Raw genomic sequence first — 17,281 nt, 5'->3', positions numbered from 1 at the left:
ACCTTCCTGACAGCTCAGGAGGGTACCAATGAACTCTGGCCATACCGTCTTTCGGCAACTGCTTCAGTATCTTCCACGACATGAGTTCAATGTCTGCGTTCACCGATATCGCGGTGAGTACTGGGCCAAGAGTTTTTCCACATTCGACCAGTTTCTTTGTCTGGCGTATGCCCAGATGACCGGGCGTGAGAGTTTGCGGGACATTGAAACCTGTCTGAACTCTCATCAGGAGAAACTCTACCACATTGGATTTCGTGGTGATGTCTCCCGCACGACGCTTGCCGATGCGAACGAGCGCAGGGATTGGCGGATCTTTCAGGATTTTGGCCAGATCCTGATCGGTCTTGCCCAAGAGCTTTACAAGGGTGATCCGCTTGCCATCGAATTGAAGCAACCACTATTTGCTTTTGACTCTACGACTATTGATCTCTGCCTGACGTTGTTTCCGTGGGCCGAATTCCGGAAAACCAAGGCAGCGGTCAAGATGCACACGCTGATTGACCTGCGTGGAATAATCCCGACATTCGTAGCAATTACCACCGGCAAAGTGAATGATGTAAAGTTGCTGGACAGAATGCCGGTTCAAGAAGATGCCATCTATACCATGGATCGCGGCTATGTTGATTATGCACGCTTGTTCGCAATTCATAAGCAGGGCGCATTCTTCGTCATAAGGGCCAAAGACAACCTGAAATTCAAGCGCCTCTACTCTGCACCAAAAGATAAGGAAACAGGTATACGGGCCGACCAGGTTATCACCTTGGTAACGATAAAATCGAAGAAGGGATATCCAGAACGGCTACGCCGGGTCAGCTATGTTGACAAAGAGCGAAACAAACGTCTGGTATTTCTAACCAACAACTTTGACATCCCGGCAAAGACAGTTGCTGACGTCTACAAGCAGAGGTGGCAGGTGGAGCTGTTCTTCAAGTGGATCAAGCAGCACCTGCGATTCAAGAAGTTTTACGGAACATCCGAAAATGCTGTTAAAAGCCAGATATGGGTCGGGCTCTGCATGTACCTGCTCGTGGCTATCGCCAAAAAACGACTCGGTATTCCGTGCTCGCTATACACTTTTCTACAGATTCTTGAGGTCAACTTATTCGAGAAAAAGCCCATTTCATCACTGGTTACAGAGGGTCTCAAGCAGAAAGCTGGCACTCTCGACTATAACCAGTTGAACTTATTCAATTATTAACCGGACAGTAGTGATCCACAATGATAAATACAGGCAATCATCCTGATATCATCTTCTCCTTCTTCCCAGATACAGTCTTCCCTTGCCTTGGCTACAGTGTAACTAAACAAGAGATCATCCTCTTGGCGCATTCCCTTACCTGGGCGCGTAGAGGAGCAGATCAAATCCCCCGCATAGATGTTGCCGCCATCCTTGCAGACGTTGATTTGGCCTTCACCCACTGCGTTCACGAATATTACTTTGTGCGCTTTTAGCAGCTCTTCAATACCTTCCCACGCCTTCCAGTCTTCAGGCACTTTATCAAGATCGAAAGGTTCACAGGCTAACACCCCCAAAACCGTCTTATCTTTGCTGCGCGAAGTCACCTCAACAGTTCCGAAGGCATCTGAGACGGATTCCTTGAATAAAATCGCCGTATCAGACACTATATCACCGATAATTGCAGTTTCCGTATTCGGAATGAGCATCTCGTGAGCGCCGGTAAAAGTGGAGTAAACGGCAGAGGCTCCGTTGGAAGCTACTGCTTTGTAAGCTACCGCCCCGGTACCGGAAACCTCCGACCGAACTCCTATCTGCCCTGCGGCAGTACTTTTGGGTGACTCGCCGCGTCCTTTGTTCGTACCAAGCACACCATAATACCCGGTGCCGTAAATACCCGCTGAGACACCGTACCCATACACGCCATAAGTACCGAGCGCAGAAATTCCCGGCCCGTAGCAGATCCATCCACCAATACTGAAACCGCCGTTCTGGAAGTACGCCATAGCGGTGTCCGAATAGGTCATACCGACGCAGCTGATGCCTGTTGCGTCGGTGGGCATGTACATGTCCAGATATGCGGAGCTAGAGCCGTGCTCACCTGTGCCTGTCGTGACCCCTATCTTTACCCGCTTGGTACCGGATGAATCGTAAAACTTTGCATCGTTGGTGGTATAGTCAACCACGAATCGCTGCCCTGAGTCTGCGGTTTGAAATGTCTTCCCGGTAATGACATTACCTACCAGTTTATCGCAGGCTATTTTCTGAGTGAAAACATAGTCAGCCCCTATGGTGGTCATGAATGAACCTTTATCCATGTAGGCGGACATATCGGGGGTAACTCCCGGGTCACCTTTAGGTCCGGTAGCGCCAGTTGCACCCGTAGCACCAGGAAGACCTTGGATTCCTTGAGGGCCTCGAAGATTTGTTTGAGTCTCAGGAGAAAGATTACTCCATTGGATCAACGAGTCCGAGGACATGACGACTTTGGCGGCGATTTCCAATTTGCTACCGTTCCAGTACAGGTAGTTGGTTTTGCTCCCCAAGTAATCGCCCAGGTACATGTTCACACTGCCAGAACCGGCATCCCACACCTTGAAGGCGCTGTTGCCCGAACCACACAGGATGCCCTGACCACTGACCACCAGATTGCCGACCGTAGCGTTCTGGAGGATGGCCCCACTACCATTGGATACCTTGACAACCGACGAACCCAAAGCGTCTTTAATGTCGATCCCATAGTCTCCAGTGCCTAGCTTACCAATGTAAATCCTGTCACGAGTACCATCATTAACCGTAATCCTCGCAGCGTTACCGTCTAAATTTACGGTGGCCCCTGTGCTAAACCCGATACCACCTCCTGCAAAAGTTCCGGCAGTGATTTTGCTGGCGTTCAAGGTACCGAGATAGGCCCCCTGGCTGTCAATATAGGTTAGCTTGCCGCCGTTGGTAGTAAGAGTGTTCAGTTGATTTACAGCGCTGCTGGCGTTGGAAGACGCATTAGAAAGGGTAGTGCCGTCTGTCGAGTTAAGTTCGGACAGCGACATAGGTTTACCACTTACGTTTGTAGCCCAATCCGCCCCTTTAGTTGCCCCGTCTGCTATGCCGGAAAGCTTAGTGCTTGCTGCTGAGTCCAGGTCCGAAAGCTTAGAGGGCTTATTCGTAATTGTGCCGTCGCCCCACGAAATACTGCCTCCGATATCAGAGAAATTCAAGTTCTCTATCGTCAGAAGTCCACAGTCCAAGGTGCCGGCCTTTATCTTATCAGCGGTCAAAGATGTTATCTTTGCATTGGTGATCGCCCCGTCCATGATATAGGCTGAGCCGATCACCATGTTGGCCTCGGAGTTCCAAATGACCTCCAGGTTGCCATTGGTGTTCTTCGCCATTATAAACGTAGCAGTAGTGTCATTTTTGGCGGTTTGATCGGGAACTCCAGTGTAGCTGATCGTACTACCATCCGCACCAGCGAACGTACCCTGGACATAAGGTTGGGTGGTACTACCGGCATTCACGGTAAACTGCTTGCCTTGGTAGTAGGCATGGTGCGAATTCCAAGAGATCCCGCCAGCAGGTGTGTTCGCCCTCCAAACCGAATAAGAGGCTTCCTTGATTACCGGAACATTGGTGAAACGGTTGGATGCTTCCAAAGCATTAGTATCAATATCTGCAGATACCACTAATCCAGGCATCGCAGATACTGTAGCGCTCGGCCCTGAATTGTTACCTGAGTAGTCCACAGCTGACACCCGGATGTAGTAGGTTACACCTTGAGAACCATTAAAAGTCAGGCTGTTGTTTGCGGTATGGAAGGTTTGCTTATTGAGCGTAAAGGTAGGATTTTCTGCTACCTCCACCACATACTCGTCCAGATCTGCTTCTACATTCGCATCCCATTTGATGAAAACGGTTCGCATAGCAGTGACAACGGATGGGCTCGTAGGTACGACAGGTGCTACGGTATCCGCGTGAGCAGTCACCGTGTATGTATCACTCCAAGAGGAAGCGTTAATCCACTGGTCTACAGCGCAGATTTGAAAATCGTAGCTGACGCCGGGAATGAGATTGGACGCCTTGTACGTGGGGGATTGGTCAAGCTGAATCTCCGTCCAAGAGGATTCCGTATGTTTCTTCTGCCTTATGAGGTAATTGGAAAAGTCGTTAGGTACCGGGATTAATGTCCAGGCTAAGAGAATATAAGCTGTTTGGAAGACACCAGTACCTTCTAAGTCGGATACCGTCTTAGACGTATCAAGTACCGGAGTCTCAGGCGGAACTACGTCCAAAGGGTCTGTGGTTGCTACGACTACTGAATGAAGAGCTGAATAATTCAACACCTCTTCCCCAAATGTATCGTATGCGCCGATCTTGACAAACCAGGCACCTCCCCGGTCAACTTTGACTACGAAGTTCGTGTCTGGACCGTGATTGACCAAATTGTTGGCTGTGGGGGTGAAATCCCCGTTTACCAGTTCCGATTCGTGGGCTACGTGGGTTCGATACCCCGCCAAGTCCAAATCCTGGGCAGGAGCAAAATCAACCATAAAGGACTTTATGTACGGCGTCAGGGTGATCATTACTTCTCCTTTAGGAAATTGCGGGAGGTGCAGGGTTACTACAGGTGATGGTCTTGGGAGCAGACGACCTCCCTAGACGGTCATATGCTATGACCGTGACCGTGAAACTACGGGTGATTCCGTCCTCGTAGTTCATCTCATGGGTATAAACAAAGCGTTCCGATAATTGGCGCAAAGTTCTTCGCGTGGTCCCATCGAGGCCCCTCACTTCAATTTGGTACTCTTTGAACCACTCTCCTGCCGAGTCTACTCCCGCTCCCAAAGTTTCGTCTCCAGCGGAAGTCGATAGAATGGCGTCGATTGCAGCGGGGCGTTTCCAGGTAACAATGCAATCTTTTCCTAAGAATGTCCCATCGTTTGCTTGGTTCTCAATACCGAGGGCTATGACACCCTCCAGGAAGGCATCATTCGGCAGGTATATGTTTATATACTCAGTAGTCCAAGGATGGCGCTGCATATCGTTCAAAGCATCGTCTACAGTCTGTTTGCCGGATGTGTACGTAGACGTAACAATAAAGGTGTATTGTCCTGGGTCTGTTATATCAGGAATGAGAAAACTACCTTTGGAATTCTCGGGCAGAACTTGGTAGTTCGTAGTGCCAGACTTTGCATAGTACAGCATCGCCCCTTTCCAGAAACTGTTGTTCTTCGGCGGGTCGTAAAACACGTCAACCCCTACCTTCCAACTTCCGGTCGAATCCTGGTAAATCTTCGGAGATGCCGTAACTCCGGTAACTGAGCTACGGAGAGGGTTCTGGAGAAGTGAGTAGTTGGGGATAACCAATATACCCATATCCTTAGTGGAATCAGCAGCCGTGTAGAGATCCTCATAGTAATCTACGGCTGTTACCTCACACATAGCATCCTGATCCCGTTTCAGGGACGCTATCCTATACAAAGCCACACTGTTGGAGGCGATACCTATGATGTAGTTATTGCCAGGATTGGCTACGTAGGGTTCCCCAGTATTGGACGTTACCGAAATAGGAGAAATAGTTGAGCATGGCACTCCGTATTCGGTCGGATAAATCTGAACGGTTTCGGAGACGGCCGCAGCATCACTGAGCGTGATATAGTACGACATCAGTGAGTCAAACGTGACAGGCTCACTCAGCGTGACAGTGCCATCTTCCTCCACCGCGACAACCTTACCTCCATAGCCGTTTTGGGGCACATCATGCTGAATACCTATAACGTCAGTAACCATACTGCGTATTACATCCGAGCCGGCCTTAAAGGTTACCATTTTCGCCCTGTTTTGTGCAGCAAGAAGGGTGAACTTCGTCAATGCTTTGGCCTGATCGAAGTTGGTCACCCCCACAAGCATCAGAGCCTTGGTCCGTTCCTCAAGCTGGGGGTTGTTCTGCAGTTCCTTGGACTCCAGTCTGAAGGAATCGATCTCGTAGTTCTGAAGAGGGTTTATGTACTGTACCTCCATGCAGTTCGGGATCTGTCGGTAAGAGGTTCCTGCCTGGGAGTAGTCCTTGATGTTCGACATATTGAAAATCTGTGTCGGTAATTTGGGGCGATCAATGTCTATCCAGAAGATGCCCTCCGAATAGAACGGCACCGCCCGCATACAAGTGCAGATCTGCGAAACCCACTCTGCAGCGGATTTGGTCTGGTCGAGGACGATGTTCAGCGCAAACCGTGGGCGATACTTCACCACATCAGTTGCTCCGGTAGAATCGATGTATTCGACCGGTTCGTCGCAGTACTTAGCCATCAGATAAAACTGTGCCTGCATCAGCCCAAGCTTATCGGGGTTGATAGGATAATATTGGCCTAATCCATAGCGCCGATTGGTCAAAAGGTCGTAGAGGCACCACACGGGATTGTCGGACCAATATTTCGTCCCGGTATGCGACACCTCATCCCAGGTCAGCTTGCCGTCTGTCCATCCTGCTGCATACGCTGCCTGTATACCGGCAGCGTTGTACGAGCCGTCTGCGTTATAACGCTCCACACCCTCCATGTTACTAGGGATAGCAATCTTGGTGCCTTTGACCAGGGTGGTTATGGTAGGCGGCTGTCCTGATAGCTGATCGGTAGCCCTGATCTTTACTCCAAGAAGCGCGGTATTGTTGTAGGCTATCTGTGCGTAGTTTATCTCGGTCAGCTCCTTGACATACACCTCATCAATGATCTTCATGTTCCCTGTGTGCGAGGGAGTATTCCTTACGATGAGAATATCCAGATATTCAGGCTTGCTGAGTAACCCGACGTTTCTCAAATCTCCGCTATCGATGGTCTTGAGAATTTCTGCCCTTTGTTTCCCAGAAATAGCGTAGTTTGCATTAACTACATGCCAAGGATTTGTTGTGTTATTTGGATCTGCTGGATTGTATACTCTACAATATATCCCAACAGATACTGTCGTTGATAAATAACCAGTTTTATCATTAATGGCATAAAGTCCAGGAAGTGACAGTGTAAGTCTAAATGCTTCTACTTCTTTAGTGGTGAGTAGACGTGTACCTCCCAGCGACGATATGGTTAAAGTCGTGTTATTGGTTGACAGATTTGGCTGCAGTACACGATTGTTCTGAATGATGCAATCCGGTATTTTCGTGAACTGCTCGATACTGGAATAAAGGGCGCTAAGGCCTAGATTCTGGTAATACCAGTAGTCTGCGAACGGAGCCCAAGCAGGATCTGCTTTAAGCGCATTTCTATTTCCGTCCCATAACAGCGGAAGCGCCTTGTCTGGCGTAGTTTGTACAAAAACGATTCCCATTTATTTCTCCAAGTGCTAATCGCAGAAAGTATCTATGTTGATTACGCAACAGTTAGGTGAAACAGTTCTTCTGATATTGTGACATTTGTCATCATAAACCTCTCAATGAGATGGATTACTCAATCCAAAATCATCCAGATCATACAGGTAAATTATCTTTATATTGTCAGGTAGATACATGTCAGTGACACGCCTGCGTGGAGCATGCACTGCCTTATTAACCTTGTTTACCACACAAAAGGCATACGGATATATCGACATTCCTTCTGAAATACACATGTCATGGCATCGCTTCATGCTCGCGCTTGAATTGCACAAGTCATCGACAATCATAACTGGTGCTCCATTGGGCAGTCCCTCTGTGACATTTCGCAACCCATAGGCTTTTCTCTCCTTTCTCACCGAAAAAACGTTCAAGTCCCGTTGCCCCAGAATCTTCGCTGCCTGACTTATTCCCGTTAAAAGCGGTACCGCTCCACTTTCCAAACCCGCCAACTGGTAATTGTGATCTGGACAGGAGCGGGCCGTGAGATACAGAAACATTTTTGATATATTCATTGCGATTTCCGGGTTATACAGACATCTCCGAAGATAAAACATCCACGTATACGTGCTTCCCGGCAGCTTGCCAGGCAACGGATTCGAACGATCACGTCGTTCAATACAGTGCTGATTGATATATGCCTTTGTGGAGTGCCACAAGTCCTGGTATTCAGCCTCCGAAATCATAGCCCACCTCCGTCGCCACCACCGTCACCACCGCTGCTACTCACTGGATCATCAACCCACTCCACTGTGTAGGGTCCTAAAACAAGCCGATTAGCATAGTGGTATGCATCATCTACGTATCCTGGAATTGTCAAGTAATCTCCAAAAGTACTTGCCAACTCCTCATATTTAATTGGCTCTGCCGTTTCAATTACTTTTCTGTTGACGGTAATAGTATCAGTTATTTCATTGAAATCCTGGATTATTCCCTGTGTCTCCTCACCGTACCGTCCCTCAAATTGTACGGCATTATAGAAGGTGTATGGCATTTTATCTATTTCTACATCGGTTATTGCTTCCACTTCCCCCTCACAAAGCCCTAGATGGTAGTAAAGTTCGGTGGCACTGACAATTTCGGTGGCGTCAATACTCTTCTCAGTATCGGTGTCGATGCTTTTAGTGAAAATGTTCAGTATCATTCCACCTGTGCGGTGGGTACCGTAGATTATCGGGATAGCTGTACCGGAAGCGGTGGTATTTCGGATACCTTCGAAGGTATAGACTGTAGAGTTATCCAAACCTCCTCCAGCATCTGGTATAGACAGATTGCCGGAAAGGGCACCCATTGCGAATTGCAAAGCTACCATCAAGCCTGTTACTGCAATGGAACCCACCACACCGGCAAGGATAGCCGAATTAGCTATAGCTACGCCTATGGTTTCCAGCGCACTGCCTGCTGCCGCGTAATAAGCTATTGTCTCCCCAATGAACGTCCCGATAGATACGGGATCTGCTCCTGCTGGTATTATGGCGAGGAAATGTAAGGTTGCTGCTTCTCCTCCCACTGTTTCGATGGAAAGGAATTCTTCATCGTCGATGATGACTGCAGTACGTTTAGATAGCTCCCCTTCAGCCACCGCGACATAAAGCTGCGGAAATCTGTTGAACAGGGCCCCTAAGACGGATCTTATGCTGGTACCTGCGACATCAACCTCTTCTGCTTCAGTATATTTTTGATAGGGAGTATCAAAGATCACTCGCATTTGCTATTCTCCACCGCCGTCTCCACCGCCGTCTCCACCGCCGTCTCCACCGCCATCTCCACCGCCATCTCCACCGCCATCTCCACCGCCGCTATCCACTGGATCATCAATCCATTCTACGGTGTAAGGTCCCAGGGCCAGGCCGTCTCCCCAAGGACCTTTCACTACCCCGTAAACAGGGGTGTATTCATTGTATGTCTGATGGCCTACGACAATCTTGGGAGTCGCCTCGGTAACTTTTTTATTGATCGTTGTAGTATTCTCAGCCTGAGAAAAATCAGGCATGATCTCCTGAGTCTCCTCCCCCAAACGGAAGTAGTCAGGATCGGGGTAGGTGGTCACGGCATTGTAAAAATACAAAGGGAATCCGTTGACTCGCATTTCTGTTATGGAATCTATCGGCCCCTCACACAAGCCAATCTGAGCATAAAGGTACGTTTGGTCGGCTATAACGCCGCTATCAGCAGGAGGCACGGTTTCATCCGGTTTGGAGTAGATGTTTAGAACGTGACCTCCTACTCTATGCTCCCCATACACAATTGAAATGGGGGTACCTGTGGCGGTGGTGTTGTGAATGCCGTCAAAGGTGTAGGTGGCAGAATTGGATAATGATCCGCCACCCATCAGGGGTAAATCGGGGGTAAGTATCATTTCAAGCACGCCGCCGACTAACTGACCTATTCCCATAGATATAAGCATTCCGCCTACATAAGCACCTATACCCGTCCATTCGGCAACAATGCACACTACGACACCGACAATGATAAGGAGGACACCAGCGATTATCTTCCCTACAGCGCCAGCCCCTTGAGGTATCTCCGAACTGAAATGAATTACGTCACTCGAAGACAGCTCTCTGTCCACACTCTCCAATTCGTAGAGAATCTCATCGCCATTCAGTATAAAGTAAGTTTCCTTGGCGACCTTCCCTTCATCGATCAGCAGATGTACGTACAATTGCGGGAACTTATCGAACAATCGCGCCAATGCTTTGCCGAGCGTGGGCTCATCGATCTCGCACTCTGTATGGTTGTCAACAAATCTATGAAAGGACGGATCAAAGATGAACTTCATTACTCACCTACATGCCTATAAACGCTGTGTATCTGTCGTGCCCACACCCCGTAAGTGTAAGAGTGTGTCTCGCAGCCTTCCCGCGACATGTGCAGGAAACTTTCATCATTGAGGATCACTCCAACATGCCCTGGAGTGCTGTTTGTGTTCTTGAAAAGGATTACGTTGCCTCTTTTCCTCTCTGATGTCTGCGCGAAATTCCATTGCCGGTACAGGTCGATAAAGTAGTTTTTTTCCTTCCACCACTCCTGCGTGTAGTCTTCCGTGAAGTCCGGTAGTAACAACCCCAACTCTTGTTCGTAGAAGATCCGAATGAGGCCGAAACAATCCGCCCCCTTGGTGTCGCGGCCCTGGTGCCGGTAAGGAATCTGTAAATAGTCTATGATGGTCACAGAAAGATCCTCCGTGAGCCTGAAATACCAGGGAAGCCTCCAAAGTTTGCTTCATTTTTTCGGAGTTGGCACGCAGCCAAAGTCTTCTCGCAGACTTTTTCGGAACTGGTATGCAGGATAACGTCTCCGCTTCTCGTGACATTAGGCCCTGTCAGTAACCCGTCTGCTGATACAACAGGCTTATAAACGGTCTTGCCTCCTGTTGTGACGGTTGCAGAGCGTGTGCCGCCCTTGTATGTTACTGACGACACTGTAAACACGGCAGAAGGATCGTCCTCGAAACTGAACTTTGTACCGATCACAGGTTGCCACTTGACCCCGTTTACTGCGTTGACACTGAAGGACGATCCGCCATATACGGTTACATTGCCTAAGACGGTTTGCCCTTCATATTTGCAGGTATGCGGGTCCATGTACGTCCAATAGCAGGTATCCACCATGAACCTGCGGCGAGGAACCTTGATTTCCAGGTCGATAATAGGGTCCAAAGTGAAGTTGACTAACTGCTCGGTCGCCTGATAGGTATCAATCTGATATTCTTCCTCCAGGTAGGCGCTGCTATTGGCTTCGGAGTTTTCCACTTCGTCTACAGTCCCATCAGGATTGACAGTATAGATAAAGTCCAAGAACTTTTCGTAGACGGTTTTAACGGCTACCTTGCTGCCTTGTAACCCCTTGGAATCTTCAATGTAGGACATTATTTCCCGCGACACGTTGGCTACGCTTATAGTAGCTTTGTCAATAGTCCCGTCCGAACTGATGGTCGCACCGGCAAACTTGACCGGGAAAGCTGCATAGGTAACGGTATACTCTCCCGATGCTGTTTTGTGGGTGTATGCTATCGGGAAGTTGCTATCTGCTATATTGAATTCCTCTATATCCCCATCCGCAGTTGTGATGTACAAGGTAATCAGCTGGAACAGTCGGGATTGGCTGGCCTGCGCTGTTTCCTCTGCGAACAGTGGGGCCAGCTTAGCGTCATCAGTATATGGGGAAAGTCTCGGCATTATTTAACCCACCTATGAGAATCTTTGGTCACTATCAGTGACGGATGCGGGAACCTGGAAGCAAACTCTTTATCGGCTTTGGACGGCAGGGTACTTCCGCTAGGGTGTGTATGGTAGACGCAGACGATCTTCGCGCCCTCTTCATGAAGCCGGCGCAGAAAAGTAAAATACTCCCGCTTATCGAAAACAAAATTCTGTGCAGGAGTGCTAGAAGCGTTTTTTACAGGGTGAACCCTGTTTTGATCATCTACAAGCCCGCAGGCCTCGAATTTCGGACTCTGTTGGGCGATTCGTTTAAGTTGGTTGAGTACATCTTCTGAAAGCATTCTCAGTTCCAAGTCTGTATCAGTTTTACCTGCAGTTCGTAGTGAGGGCCTGCGGGGCCGTGGTATTTTTGCTGACCTGAGAAGGTATCCATGTCAAACCGCACCAGATACTTGATTTTCTCTATAGGGTCCGTCCAGTAGAAAGCAGTAACATTCAGCATCTTGAGGTAGAAATCTCGCAGAACTTTGTATTCTTCCAAGGAAAGGATAGGGTAGTTGAGATCAAAAGTCATTTTGGCTTGACCGCGAACTCTACGTTGTTCATGTCCTGAGTCTGAAGTAAATGAAATGGTATTGGACTTCACCCCGTAAGTTATCGGGCGGGTAGGCAACGTCATTGGTTTGCCGGAAGGGGTCATTGTTGGGTAGGAATCAAAATAAAGCATTTGCACTCCGTATAAATAAAGGGTGAGATTTACTCACCCTTATTATATACAGAGTTTCAAGTTTATTTATTACTTAAGAGCCGGAAACTGCCCTGATGGTCTTATAGACCGGACCGCGCTTTGCCGCATCTAAGGTAATGACGTTGATTACCTGCTGGGCATCGACCGGCTGCTGTGGAATTTGCGAGGGGTCGGCTACGTTGACGATCTGCAGTATTTGATCCCCTCGCTTCGTTGTTTTGCCCATAGGGTCGACACCTCCTACTAAGCCCCCATTAGCGAACTTCTGGATCTTCTGATCATTGAGAGCCAACAATCGATCTGCGCCATAATAATCAACCGCAGACTTACGGATAACCACCTCTCCAGGCATGAGGAGGGTATGCACAGAGTCCACACCCGCCTTACCCATACTGAGAGGAACGCCCCCTCCACCTGTACCGTCTACCACGCCCCCATCTGCATATCTTCGGACCCCTGATTTACTCACCAGTCCTCCGGTGGCAGCAGAATACTCGCCCCCAGCCAACTGTCCCGGCGTCCCCGAACTGCCGAGGCTGTCAGGACTAGTGGTGGTTGGCGCTATGAAGCTTTTCACTATACCCACTGCTTGCTGGATCAACCAAGTTGCAATCAGCTTAGTAATATACTTTTGCAGCTCCTGCAAAATGCTTTGCATGATAGGCTTCAAGGATGCGGCGAATCTAGCCCAGGCATTGGTCATTTGACCCATCTGATCCTGCTGCTGCTTAAGAGTGCTGTTAATCTTGGCTAGGGCAGCCTGTTTTTGATTTAAGGCTGCGATTTCTTGCGGAGTCTTGTTTGTAAATGAAGAAAGATTACTGATCTCTTGCTGCAATTGCGTCTTTTTTTGCTGCGTTGTGGCCATTTCAAGTTTGAGAGCATCTATCTTCTGAGTATCCGGATGCATGAACGTGTTCAACGCTTTGGGAAGGCCAGTGGAGAGGGTGTTGAATATCGAAGTTCCCATAGCCTTCGTATCACTCTTGAAGTCTCCAGTCTTTTTCAAAGCATCCGCTATACCTTTAGTAAAATTACCCCAAAAGGAGTCATCCTCCGGTTCTTGCGTAGTACCCTTGGAGTCTGCAGATTTACTCTGGGTATCCACTGCACCTTTCGTAGCCTTTTGCTGACCAGCCAGTTTTTCCGCCGCCTGCGCCGCCCTCTCAAACCCTGCTGCAGAGTTATTCGCGCCCGCCTCCAGCTTGGACAGGTCGATATTCTGCAGAATCTTGCTCAACTCCGATAGGGAATTTTCCAGCTTGTTCAGAAAGCTGGTAGCTTCATTAGCTCCCATTTCAACGTTGATTTGAATCCCTAGTTGTTCGTAAGAACCTGCTTCTGACATTTCATTCTCCTATCTATAATTGCTGCCCCAACCGGCTGAGGCTGCCAGCTGATAAAAATCGGCTTTTATGCGCTGTGCCAATGTGCTTTCCGGGTTGGCCAACTCGCGTTTCAGGTACTGCTCCACAAGAGAGTTGACGACTGCAAAAAGAGGGCGTTTGGGTATAGGGTGCCCGTCGATTTCCCCGCCGTTCTCAAGGGTGCTTGCATAGGCGCTCCCGGTAATTCCGACAAAATTTGAAGACACTCCAACTTCGATTAGTTGACTCAGCACATCCTGCACCGTGGCGCCGGGGTACAACCAGACAGATACAGTGTCGGCGTACTTCTCGTACAAGCTTGCTGCCTCGTCGTGGCCCACACTCTCCAGCTCCGCTTTAGTCTTGGCACCACTTTGCAATGCGACAGCCCATGGGCTGAGGGGACTCCAGTGAACACTACCGGGGATTCCTTCAAAATTAAGCACCGGATACCCACCACGACCGTTTACGGTGCCTATTGCAGTGGCGACGGTCGTGGCATAGCTGCTGAACAGATCGACGCGAAAGCCCCATTGATAGGTAGGTACAGCCTGCTCTATGGCCTGCAGCTTGCCACGTATTCGGTTTAGGTCACCTTGATTGAGTTTCAGTGAGATCATCTGCTTACCAAAACGGCCAGCCGGGGTAGGGCTGGCCGTTTATTCATTCATAGATAGTCTGGATACATCTTTGAGAAGTCAGCCTCGCCGAGGACTGCCTTCATGGTGGTTATCTGCTCGTCAGTCAGCTCGTCCATGCCTTCCCCATTGTCTAAGCCTATTCCGTCGTCACCCTTCTTGCCACCGAGAACAGCGGAAGTCAGCTCCACCAGAAAGCTGCAGAAGGCATTCGTCCGCTCGGCTGTCTCCTGGTTCTTCTGAATGTACAGTTCCTTGATCTGAATCCAGGAGTAGTTCCACCGGTAGAATCGGACACGGTAAGGATCGAAGTCGGCCAGGCTATGAATAAGCTGATGTATTGTTAGGCATTCGTTTTTTCCCTTGTGTCCTCTGTTTTCGGCTGACCCTGAGGTTCCTTCAGTTGGGCCAGTATCTGAATAAAAGACTCTACAAGATGGGTGGCAAGCTGAAACAGCACTACTACGTCAGAAGCACTCAGGGCTGCACAATTACCTCTTTTAGTTTCGTGGCCCTCATCGTCGTACTCGCTAAGAAGAAGATCCCCTACATTGCGGAATGAGGTGATCAACTGAACAATGTTCTGCTGTACTAGTCCGGTTTCTGGATCTATAACGCCGCCAGAAGTGATGAATTCTTTGAATACCGCCTCAGTTACGGCGAAAGGTGCTTTGATGATACGAGTCTGGTCACCGATCTTGATCTCGTACTCAGTAGGACTAACCTGTCTGAAAGGTTTTTCTTGTACTTCTGCCATTCTCTAGCCTCCTAGATTGAAAAATACCTGACTACTTATATACGCGTAGCGAATCATTTTTATTACTCAAACCAAAACACCCGCCAGAGGCGGGTGTTTTGGTAGTGCATTGACTCGGTCTTAATACGCCAGCTCTTGGTAGATCGGGGCATCGCTGAGCCATGCGTTATAAATCTGCAGCTCAGACGGGGCACCCGTAGTGACAAGAGAGTCAAGACCCATGGCAGTAGTGATCGTGGAGAACTCAGTCTGTTTCAGAGCAGACATATGGAACTGAACGTCCGAGTAGTCGTTGGTCGGCGCATACGTAGGCAGAGCCATAAAAGTACAGGTCGGAAGCCACATTCGAACAAGCGAGCCGCCACGAGTACGCATGACCATCTCAACTGAAATAGCGGACAGTTCGCCAGTGTTGATGACACGAGCGATCATCTGCTTCAGAAGAGCCAGTTTGCTGTTGGTGTATTCGTACCCGTTCCATTGCACTTCTACCGAGACGGAGTCAACAATCTGGTCAGCCACGTAACTGGGAAAACCAGACTGAAGCTTCTTGACCGAGTCAATCTTAGGCTGAAAGGAAGCAGATTTCAGGCCACCAATGGAGTCTGTTGCGTCGTAAAACATAGAGAACGGGGACACGATACCTGTCTGCTGGATGCTGATGGCAGCCCCGGTCCAGACGGGGAGAACCCACGTATCACCGACATTTGCACCAGTAAAATCAGCAGTGATGGTCACACCCTGGATAGTAGCAGTAACGCCGGCAGGGTAGCTGCCTGTAGCAATGGTTCTGCGACCATAGGTATCGAAACACTCGATAGCGGAAGCTGTGCTGGAGCTGGAGGTCTCCGCCACGTTACCGGTTACGGCAGCGGCCCTCAGGATGATGCAGCCATCGATCTTGCCAGTGTATTCTCCATCAATGGTAGCGTTCGGAGCGGCAGCAAGGCCATTAGCAGACCACACGACGTTCGGCTTTACCAGACACACGCTGTTGTTGGAGACGGCCATAGCCTTCTGACTCTTCCCAACAGCAACAATTTTAGGGGCAACCACAGCAGTCCCCGCTTCACGAATAGACGGCTTACCAACGCGAATCTGGGCAACGCCAACGAGAACGCCGGAAGCATCTTTAACAATAGGTTGTGTACTTCTATCCAATGCCATTTTTATTTCTCCTGTTCAAATTTATCTTCATTATCCAGCGCATCCCTACGCTGGAATCTCTCCTGCGTAAACAACCCCAATCGTTAGGCTCCTGAAACTTCCACCGCCTTGATGCTGCATGACCGGCAATAAGGAAGTTTCAGTTATTTCCGCTTCACCAATGAGATCCGCGGTATCTCCATCCAAAACGTCAAATCTGTAGCCAGGGGTCATTACCTTCAGTACTTTGTCAAGCAGCTTGTTCAGCACAACCTTCTCATTCATAAGGCCATTCTTTATCGAGATGTGAAGGTTGAAAGTAGCTTTTGGAATCGCGCCGGCAGTGTTCGTCTGACTGTCGATCACGATCCACTGATCGTGATTTTTGAAATCCACGTAATAGACGTTTTCAAAGATTCTGATACCGTCCGTAGCTTCAAATGTGTCGTACAGCAGCTTATAAAGGCTTGATTCTATTGAGTTGATATTCATAACAGTTTACCTGTCATCCACGTCTACCTGGCAAGACCACAGGCCAATAATCGATTTTTTGTCTATACTGACAACTCGATATCTATCCATAGTGTCCAGCATAATAATTCTGTCAGCTACCTGTACCCCGGTCTTAGGCTGTACGTAGATGATTAATTTTTCCTGCGGCACCAAACGGTCTTTCTGCTCAAGCACGTCGAAGTTTTTTAAATTAGTGGTCGCGTATGCGAATGGCACTTTCACTGTCAAACCAGGCGTCAGGACTCGCCCAAAATTGTCCCTCTCTCCTTCCTCGAAGCGGGAAATTTCGATCTGGCTGTCGCATAGAAACAAGGTGCCATCCAGGTACGTAACATACCCCCCAAGGCGCTCTGCTTTTACTGACATCACCAAATAGTAGTAATTATCAGAGCGGTCCAGTACTAGGTCACCATTTGAAATAGCCGAATCAGTTACCCCGTAAAAGTAACCCTTATGTACTTTTACTCGTGACCATGGTGCAGTAGCCATGGTGTTTGCCTTTACGTGCCCTACTATGTGTAAGCCGTCTGGATGATCTGCATCTGTTTTGTCCAGATTCAGCATTCGTGGCTTACCTTGGAGCATTCCAACGGTATTTTTTTCAAAATTATGGATTATCTTGTCTAATCTCAT

17 protein-coding genes are annotated in these 17,281 nt (G+C 48.9%); 1 reads left to right on the top strand and 16 read right to left on the bottom strand.

Annotation, left to right across the window (positions count from 1 at the left end):
* Positions 1-28: 28 nt before the first annotated feature.
* Positions 29-1,198, top strand: coding sequence for an IS4 family transposase (locus tag GSVR_RS11715; RefSeq protein ID WP_173202480.1), 1,170 nt, complete (start codon positions 29-31; stop codon positions 1,196-1,198).
* On the opposite strand, the gene GSVR_RS11710 is transcribed toward GSVR_RS11715, so the two are convergent.
* The 16 genes from GSVR_RS11710 to GSVR_RS11635 all read right to left on the bottom strand — a co-directional run bounded on the left by GSVR_RS11710 (position 1,195) and on the right by GSVR_RS11635 (position 17,281).
* Positions 1,195-4,533 (bottom strand): fibronectin type III domain-containing protein, encoded by a 3,339-nt coding sequence (locus GSVR_RS11710; protein ID WP_203978654.1) that lies wholly within the window; start codon positions 4,531-4,533, stop codon positions 1,195-1,197. The genes GSVR_RS11715 and GSVR_RS11710 overlap by 4 nt on opposite strands.
* A gap of 10 nt (positions 4,534-4,543) precedes the next feature.
* Entirely contained in the window at positions 4,544-7,270 is a 2,727-nt protein-coding gene (locus tag GSVR_RS11705; RefSeq protein WP_173200359.1) for a phage tail protein, read from the bottom strand.
* Between the two features lie 102 nt (positions 7,271-7,372).
* Complete coding sequence (locus GSVR_RS11700) at positions 7,373-7,828, bottom strand: phosphoribosyltransferase (protein WP_173200361.1); 456 nt, start codon at positions 7,826-7,828, stop codon at positions 7,373-7,375.
* 167 nt (positions 7,829-7,995) lie between these two features.
* Positions 7,996-9,021 (bottom strand): hypothetical protein, encoded by a 1,026-nt coding sequence (locus GSVR_RS11695; RefSeq protein ID WP_173200363.1) that lies wholly within the window; start codon positions 9,019-9,021, stop codon positions 7,996-7,998.
* Between the two features lie 3 nt (positions 9,022-9,024).
* Entirely contained in the window at positions 9,025-10,095 is a 1,071-nt protein-coding gene (locus GSVR_RS11690) for a hypothetical protein (protein WP_173200365.1), read from the bottom strand.
* On the bottom strand, positions 10,095-10,487 hold the full coding sequence (locus tag GSVR_RS11685; protein WP_173200367.1) for a C40 family peptidase: 393 nt from the start codon (positions 10,485-10,487) through the stop codon (positions 10,095-10,097). Before GSVR_RS11685 ends, GSVR_RS11690 begins: the two co-directional genes overlap by 1 nt.
* On the bottom strand, positions 10,484-11,494 hold the full coding sequence (locus tag GSVR_RS11680) for a hypothetical protein (protein ID WP_173200369.1): 1,011 nt from the start codon (positions 11,492-11,494) through the stop codon (positions 10,484-10,486). The genes GSVR_RS11685 and GSVR_RS11680 overlap by 4 nt, the downstream gene beginning before the upstream one ends.
* Positions 11,494-11,820: a Mov34/MPN/PAD-1 family protein gene (locus tag GSVR_RS22400; RefSeq protein WP_173200371.1), complete on the bottom strand. Its 327-nt coding sequence runs from the start codon at positions 11,818-11,820 to the stop codon at positions 11,494-11,496. Before GSVR_RS22400 ends, GSVR_RS11680 begins: the two co-directional genes overlap by 1 nt.
* Before the next feature lie 2 nt (positions 11,821-11,822).
* Positions 11,823-12,206 carry a hypothetical protein gene (locus tag GSVR_RS11670; RefSeq protein WP_173200373.1) on the bottom strand — a complete coding sequence of 128 codons (384 nt, stop codon included), beginning with the start codon at positions 12,204-12,206 and terminating at the stop codon, positions 11,823-11,825.
* 73 nt (positions 12,207-12,279) lie between these two features.
* Positions 12,280-13,575: a hypothetical protein gene (locus GSVR_RS11665; protein WP_173200375.1), complete on the bottom strand. Its 1,296-nt coding sequence runs from the start codon at positions 13,573-13,575 to the stop codon at positions 12,280-12,282.
* Positions 13,576-13,584: 9 nt separating this feature from the next.
* A complete protein-coding gene (locus GSVR_RS11660; protein ID WP_173200378.1) occupies positions 13,585-14,214 on the bottom strand; it encodes a hypothetical protein in 630 nt (209 codons plus the stop codon).
* Positions 14,215-14,261: 47 nt separating this feature from the next.
* Positions 14,262-14,423, bottom strand: a complete 162-nt coding sequence (locus GSVR_RS11655; RefSeq protein ID WP_173200380.1) for a hypothetical protein — start codon at positions 14,421-14,423, stop codon at positions 14,262-14,264.
* A gap of 152 nt (positions 14,424-14,575) precedes the next feature.
* A complete protein-coding gene (locus GSVR_RS11650; protein ID WP_173200382.1) occupies positions 14,576-14,989 on the bottom strand; it encodes a hypothetical protein in 414 nt (137 codons plus the stop codon).
* A 120-nt stretch (positions 14,990-15,109) separates the two neighbouring features.
* A complete protein-coding gene (locus GSVR_RS11645) occupies positions 15,110-16,156 on the bottom strand; it encodes a hypothetical protein (protein ID WP_173200384.1) in 1,047 nt (348 codons plus the stop codon).
* A 45-nt stretch (positions 16,157-16,201) separates the two neighbouring features.
* Positions 16,202-16,627, bottom strand: coding sequence for a hypothetical protein (locus tag GSVR_RS11640; protein ID WP_173200386.1), 426 nt, complete (start codon positions 16,625-16,627; stop codon positions 16,202-16,204).
* Between the two features lie 6 nt (positions 16,628-16,633).
* The gene (locus GSVR_RS11635) at positions 16,634-17,281 is read right to left on the bottom strand and encodes a hypothetical protein (protein WP_173200388.1); all 648 of its coding nucleotides are present in this window, start codon (positions 17,279-17,281) and stop codon (positions 16,634-16,636) included.

Source organism: Geobacter sp. SVR (genome assembly GCF_016865365.1).
Lineage (GTDB): Bacteria > Desulfobacterota > Desulfuromonadia > Geobacterales > Pseudopelobacteraceae > Pelotalea.
This window is presented reverse-complemented; position numbering and strand designations above follow the sequence as displayed.

What these genes read in the sequence shown, in the direction of transcription:
- GSVR_RS11680 (WP_173200369.1), bottom strand. Translation starts at nt 11,494, where the DNA reads ATGCCGAGACTTTCCCCATATACTGATGACGCTAAGCTGGCCCCACTG.
- GSVR_RS11715 (WP_173202480.1), top strand. Translation starts at nt 29, where the DNA reads ATGAACTCTGGCCATACCGTCTTTCGGCAACTGCTTCAGTATCTTCCA.
- GSVR_RS11640 (WP_173200386.1), bottom strand. Translation starts at nt 16,627, where the DNA reads ATGAATATCAACTCAATAGAATCAAGCCTTTATAAGCTGCTGTACGAC.
- GSVR_RS11690 (WP_173200365.1), bottom strand. Translation starts at nt 10,095, where the DNA reads ATGAAGTTCATCTTTGATCCGTCCTTTCATAGATTTGTTGACAACCAT.
- GSVR_RS11695 (WP_173200363.1), bottom strand. Translation starts at nt 9,021, where the DNA reads ATGCGAGTGATCTTTGATACTCCCTATCAAAAATATACTGAAGCAGAA.
- GSVR_RS11665 (WP_173200375.1), bottom strand. Translation starts at nt 13,575, where the DNA reads ATGTCAGAAGCAGGTTCTTACGAACAACTAGGGATTCAAATCAACGTT.
- GSVR_RS22400 (WP_173200371.1), bottom strand. Translation starts at nt 11,820, where the DNA reads ATGCTTTCAGAAGATGTACTCAACCAACTTAAACGAATCGCCCAACAG.
- GSVR_RS11650 (WP_173200382.1), bottom strand. Translation starts at nt 14,989, where the DNA reads ATGGCAGAAGTACAAGAAAAACCTTTCAGACAGGTTAGTCCTACTGAG.
- GSVR_RS11645 (WP_173200384.1), bottom strand. Translation starts at nt 16,156, where the DNA reads ATGGCATTGGATAGAAGTACACAACCTATTGTTAAAGATGCTTCCGGC.
- GSVR_RS11710 (WP_203978654.1), bottom strand. Translation starts at nt 4,533, where the DNA reads ATGATCACCCTGACGCCGTACATAAAGTCCTTTATGGTTGATTTTGCT.
- GSVR_RS11705 (WP_173200359.1), bottom strand. Translation starts at nt 7,270, where the DNA reads ATGGGAATCGTTTTTGTACAAACTACGCCAGACAAGGCGCTTCCGCTG.
- GSVR_RS11660 (WP_173200378.1), bottom strand. Translation starts at nt 14,214, where the DNA reads ATGATCTCACTGAAACTCAATCAAGGTGACCTAAACCGAATACGTGGC.
- GSVR_RS11670 (WP_173200373.1), bottom strand. Translation starts at nt 12,206, where the DNA reads ATGCTTTATTTTGATTCCTACCCAACAATGACCCCTTCCGGCAAACCA.
- GSVR_RS11635 (WP_173200388.1), bottom strand. Translation starts at nt 17,281, where the DNA reads ATGAGATTAGACAAGATAATCCATAATTTTGAAAAAAATACCGTTGGA.
- GSVR_RS11700 (WP_173200361.1), bottom strand. Translation starts at nt 7,828, where the DNA reads ATGAATATATCAAAAATGTTTCTGTATCTCACGGCCCGCTCCTGTCCA.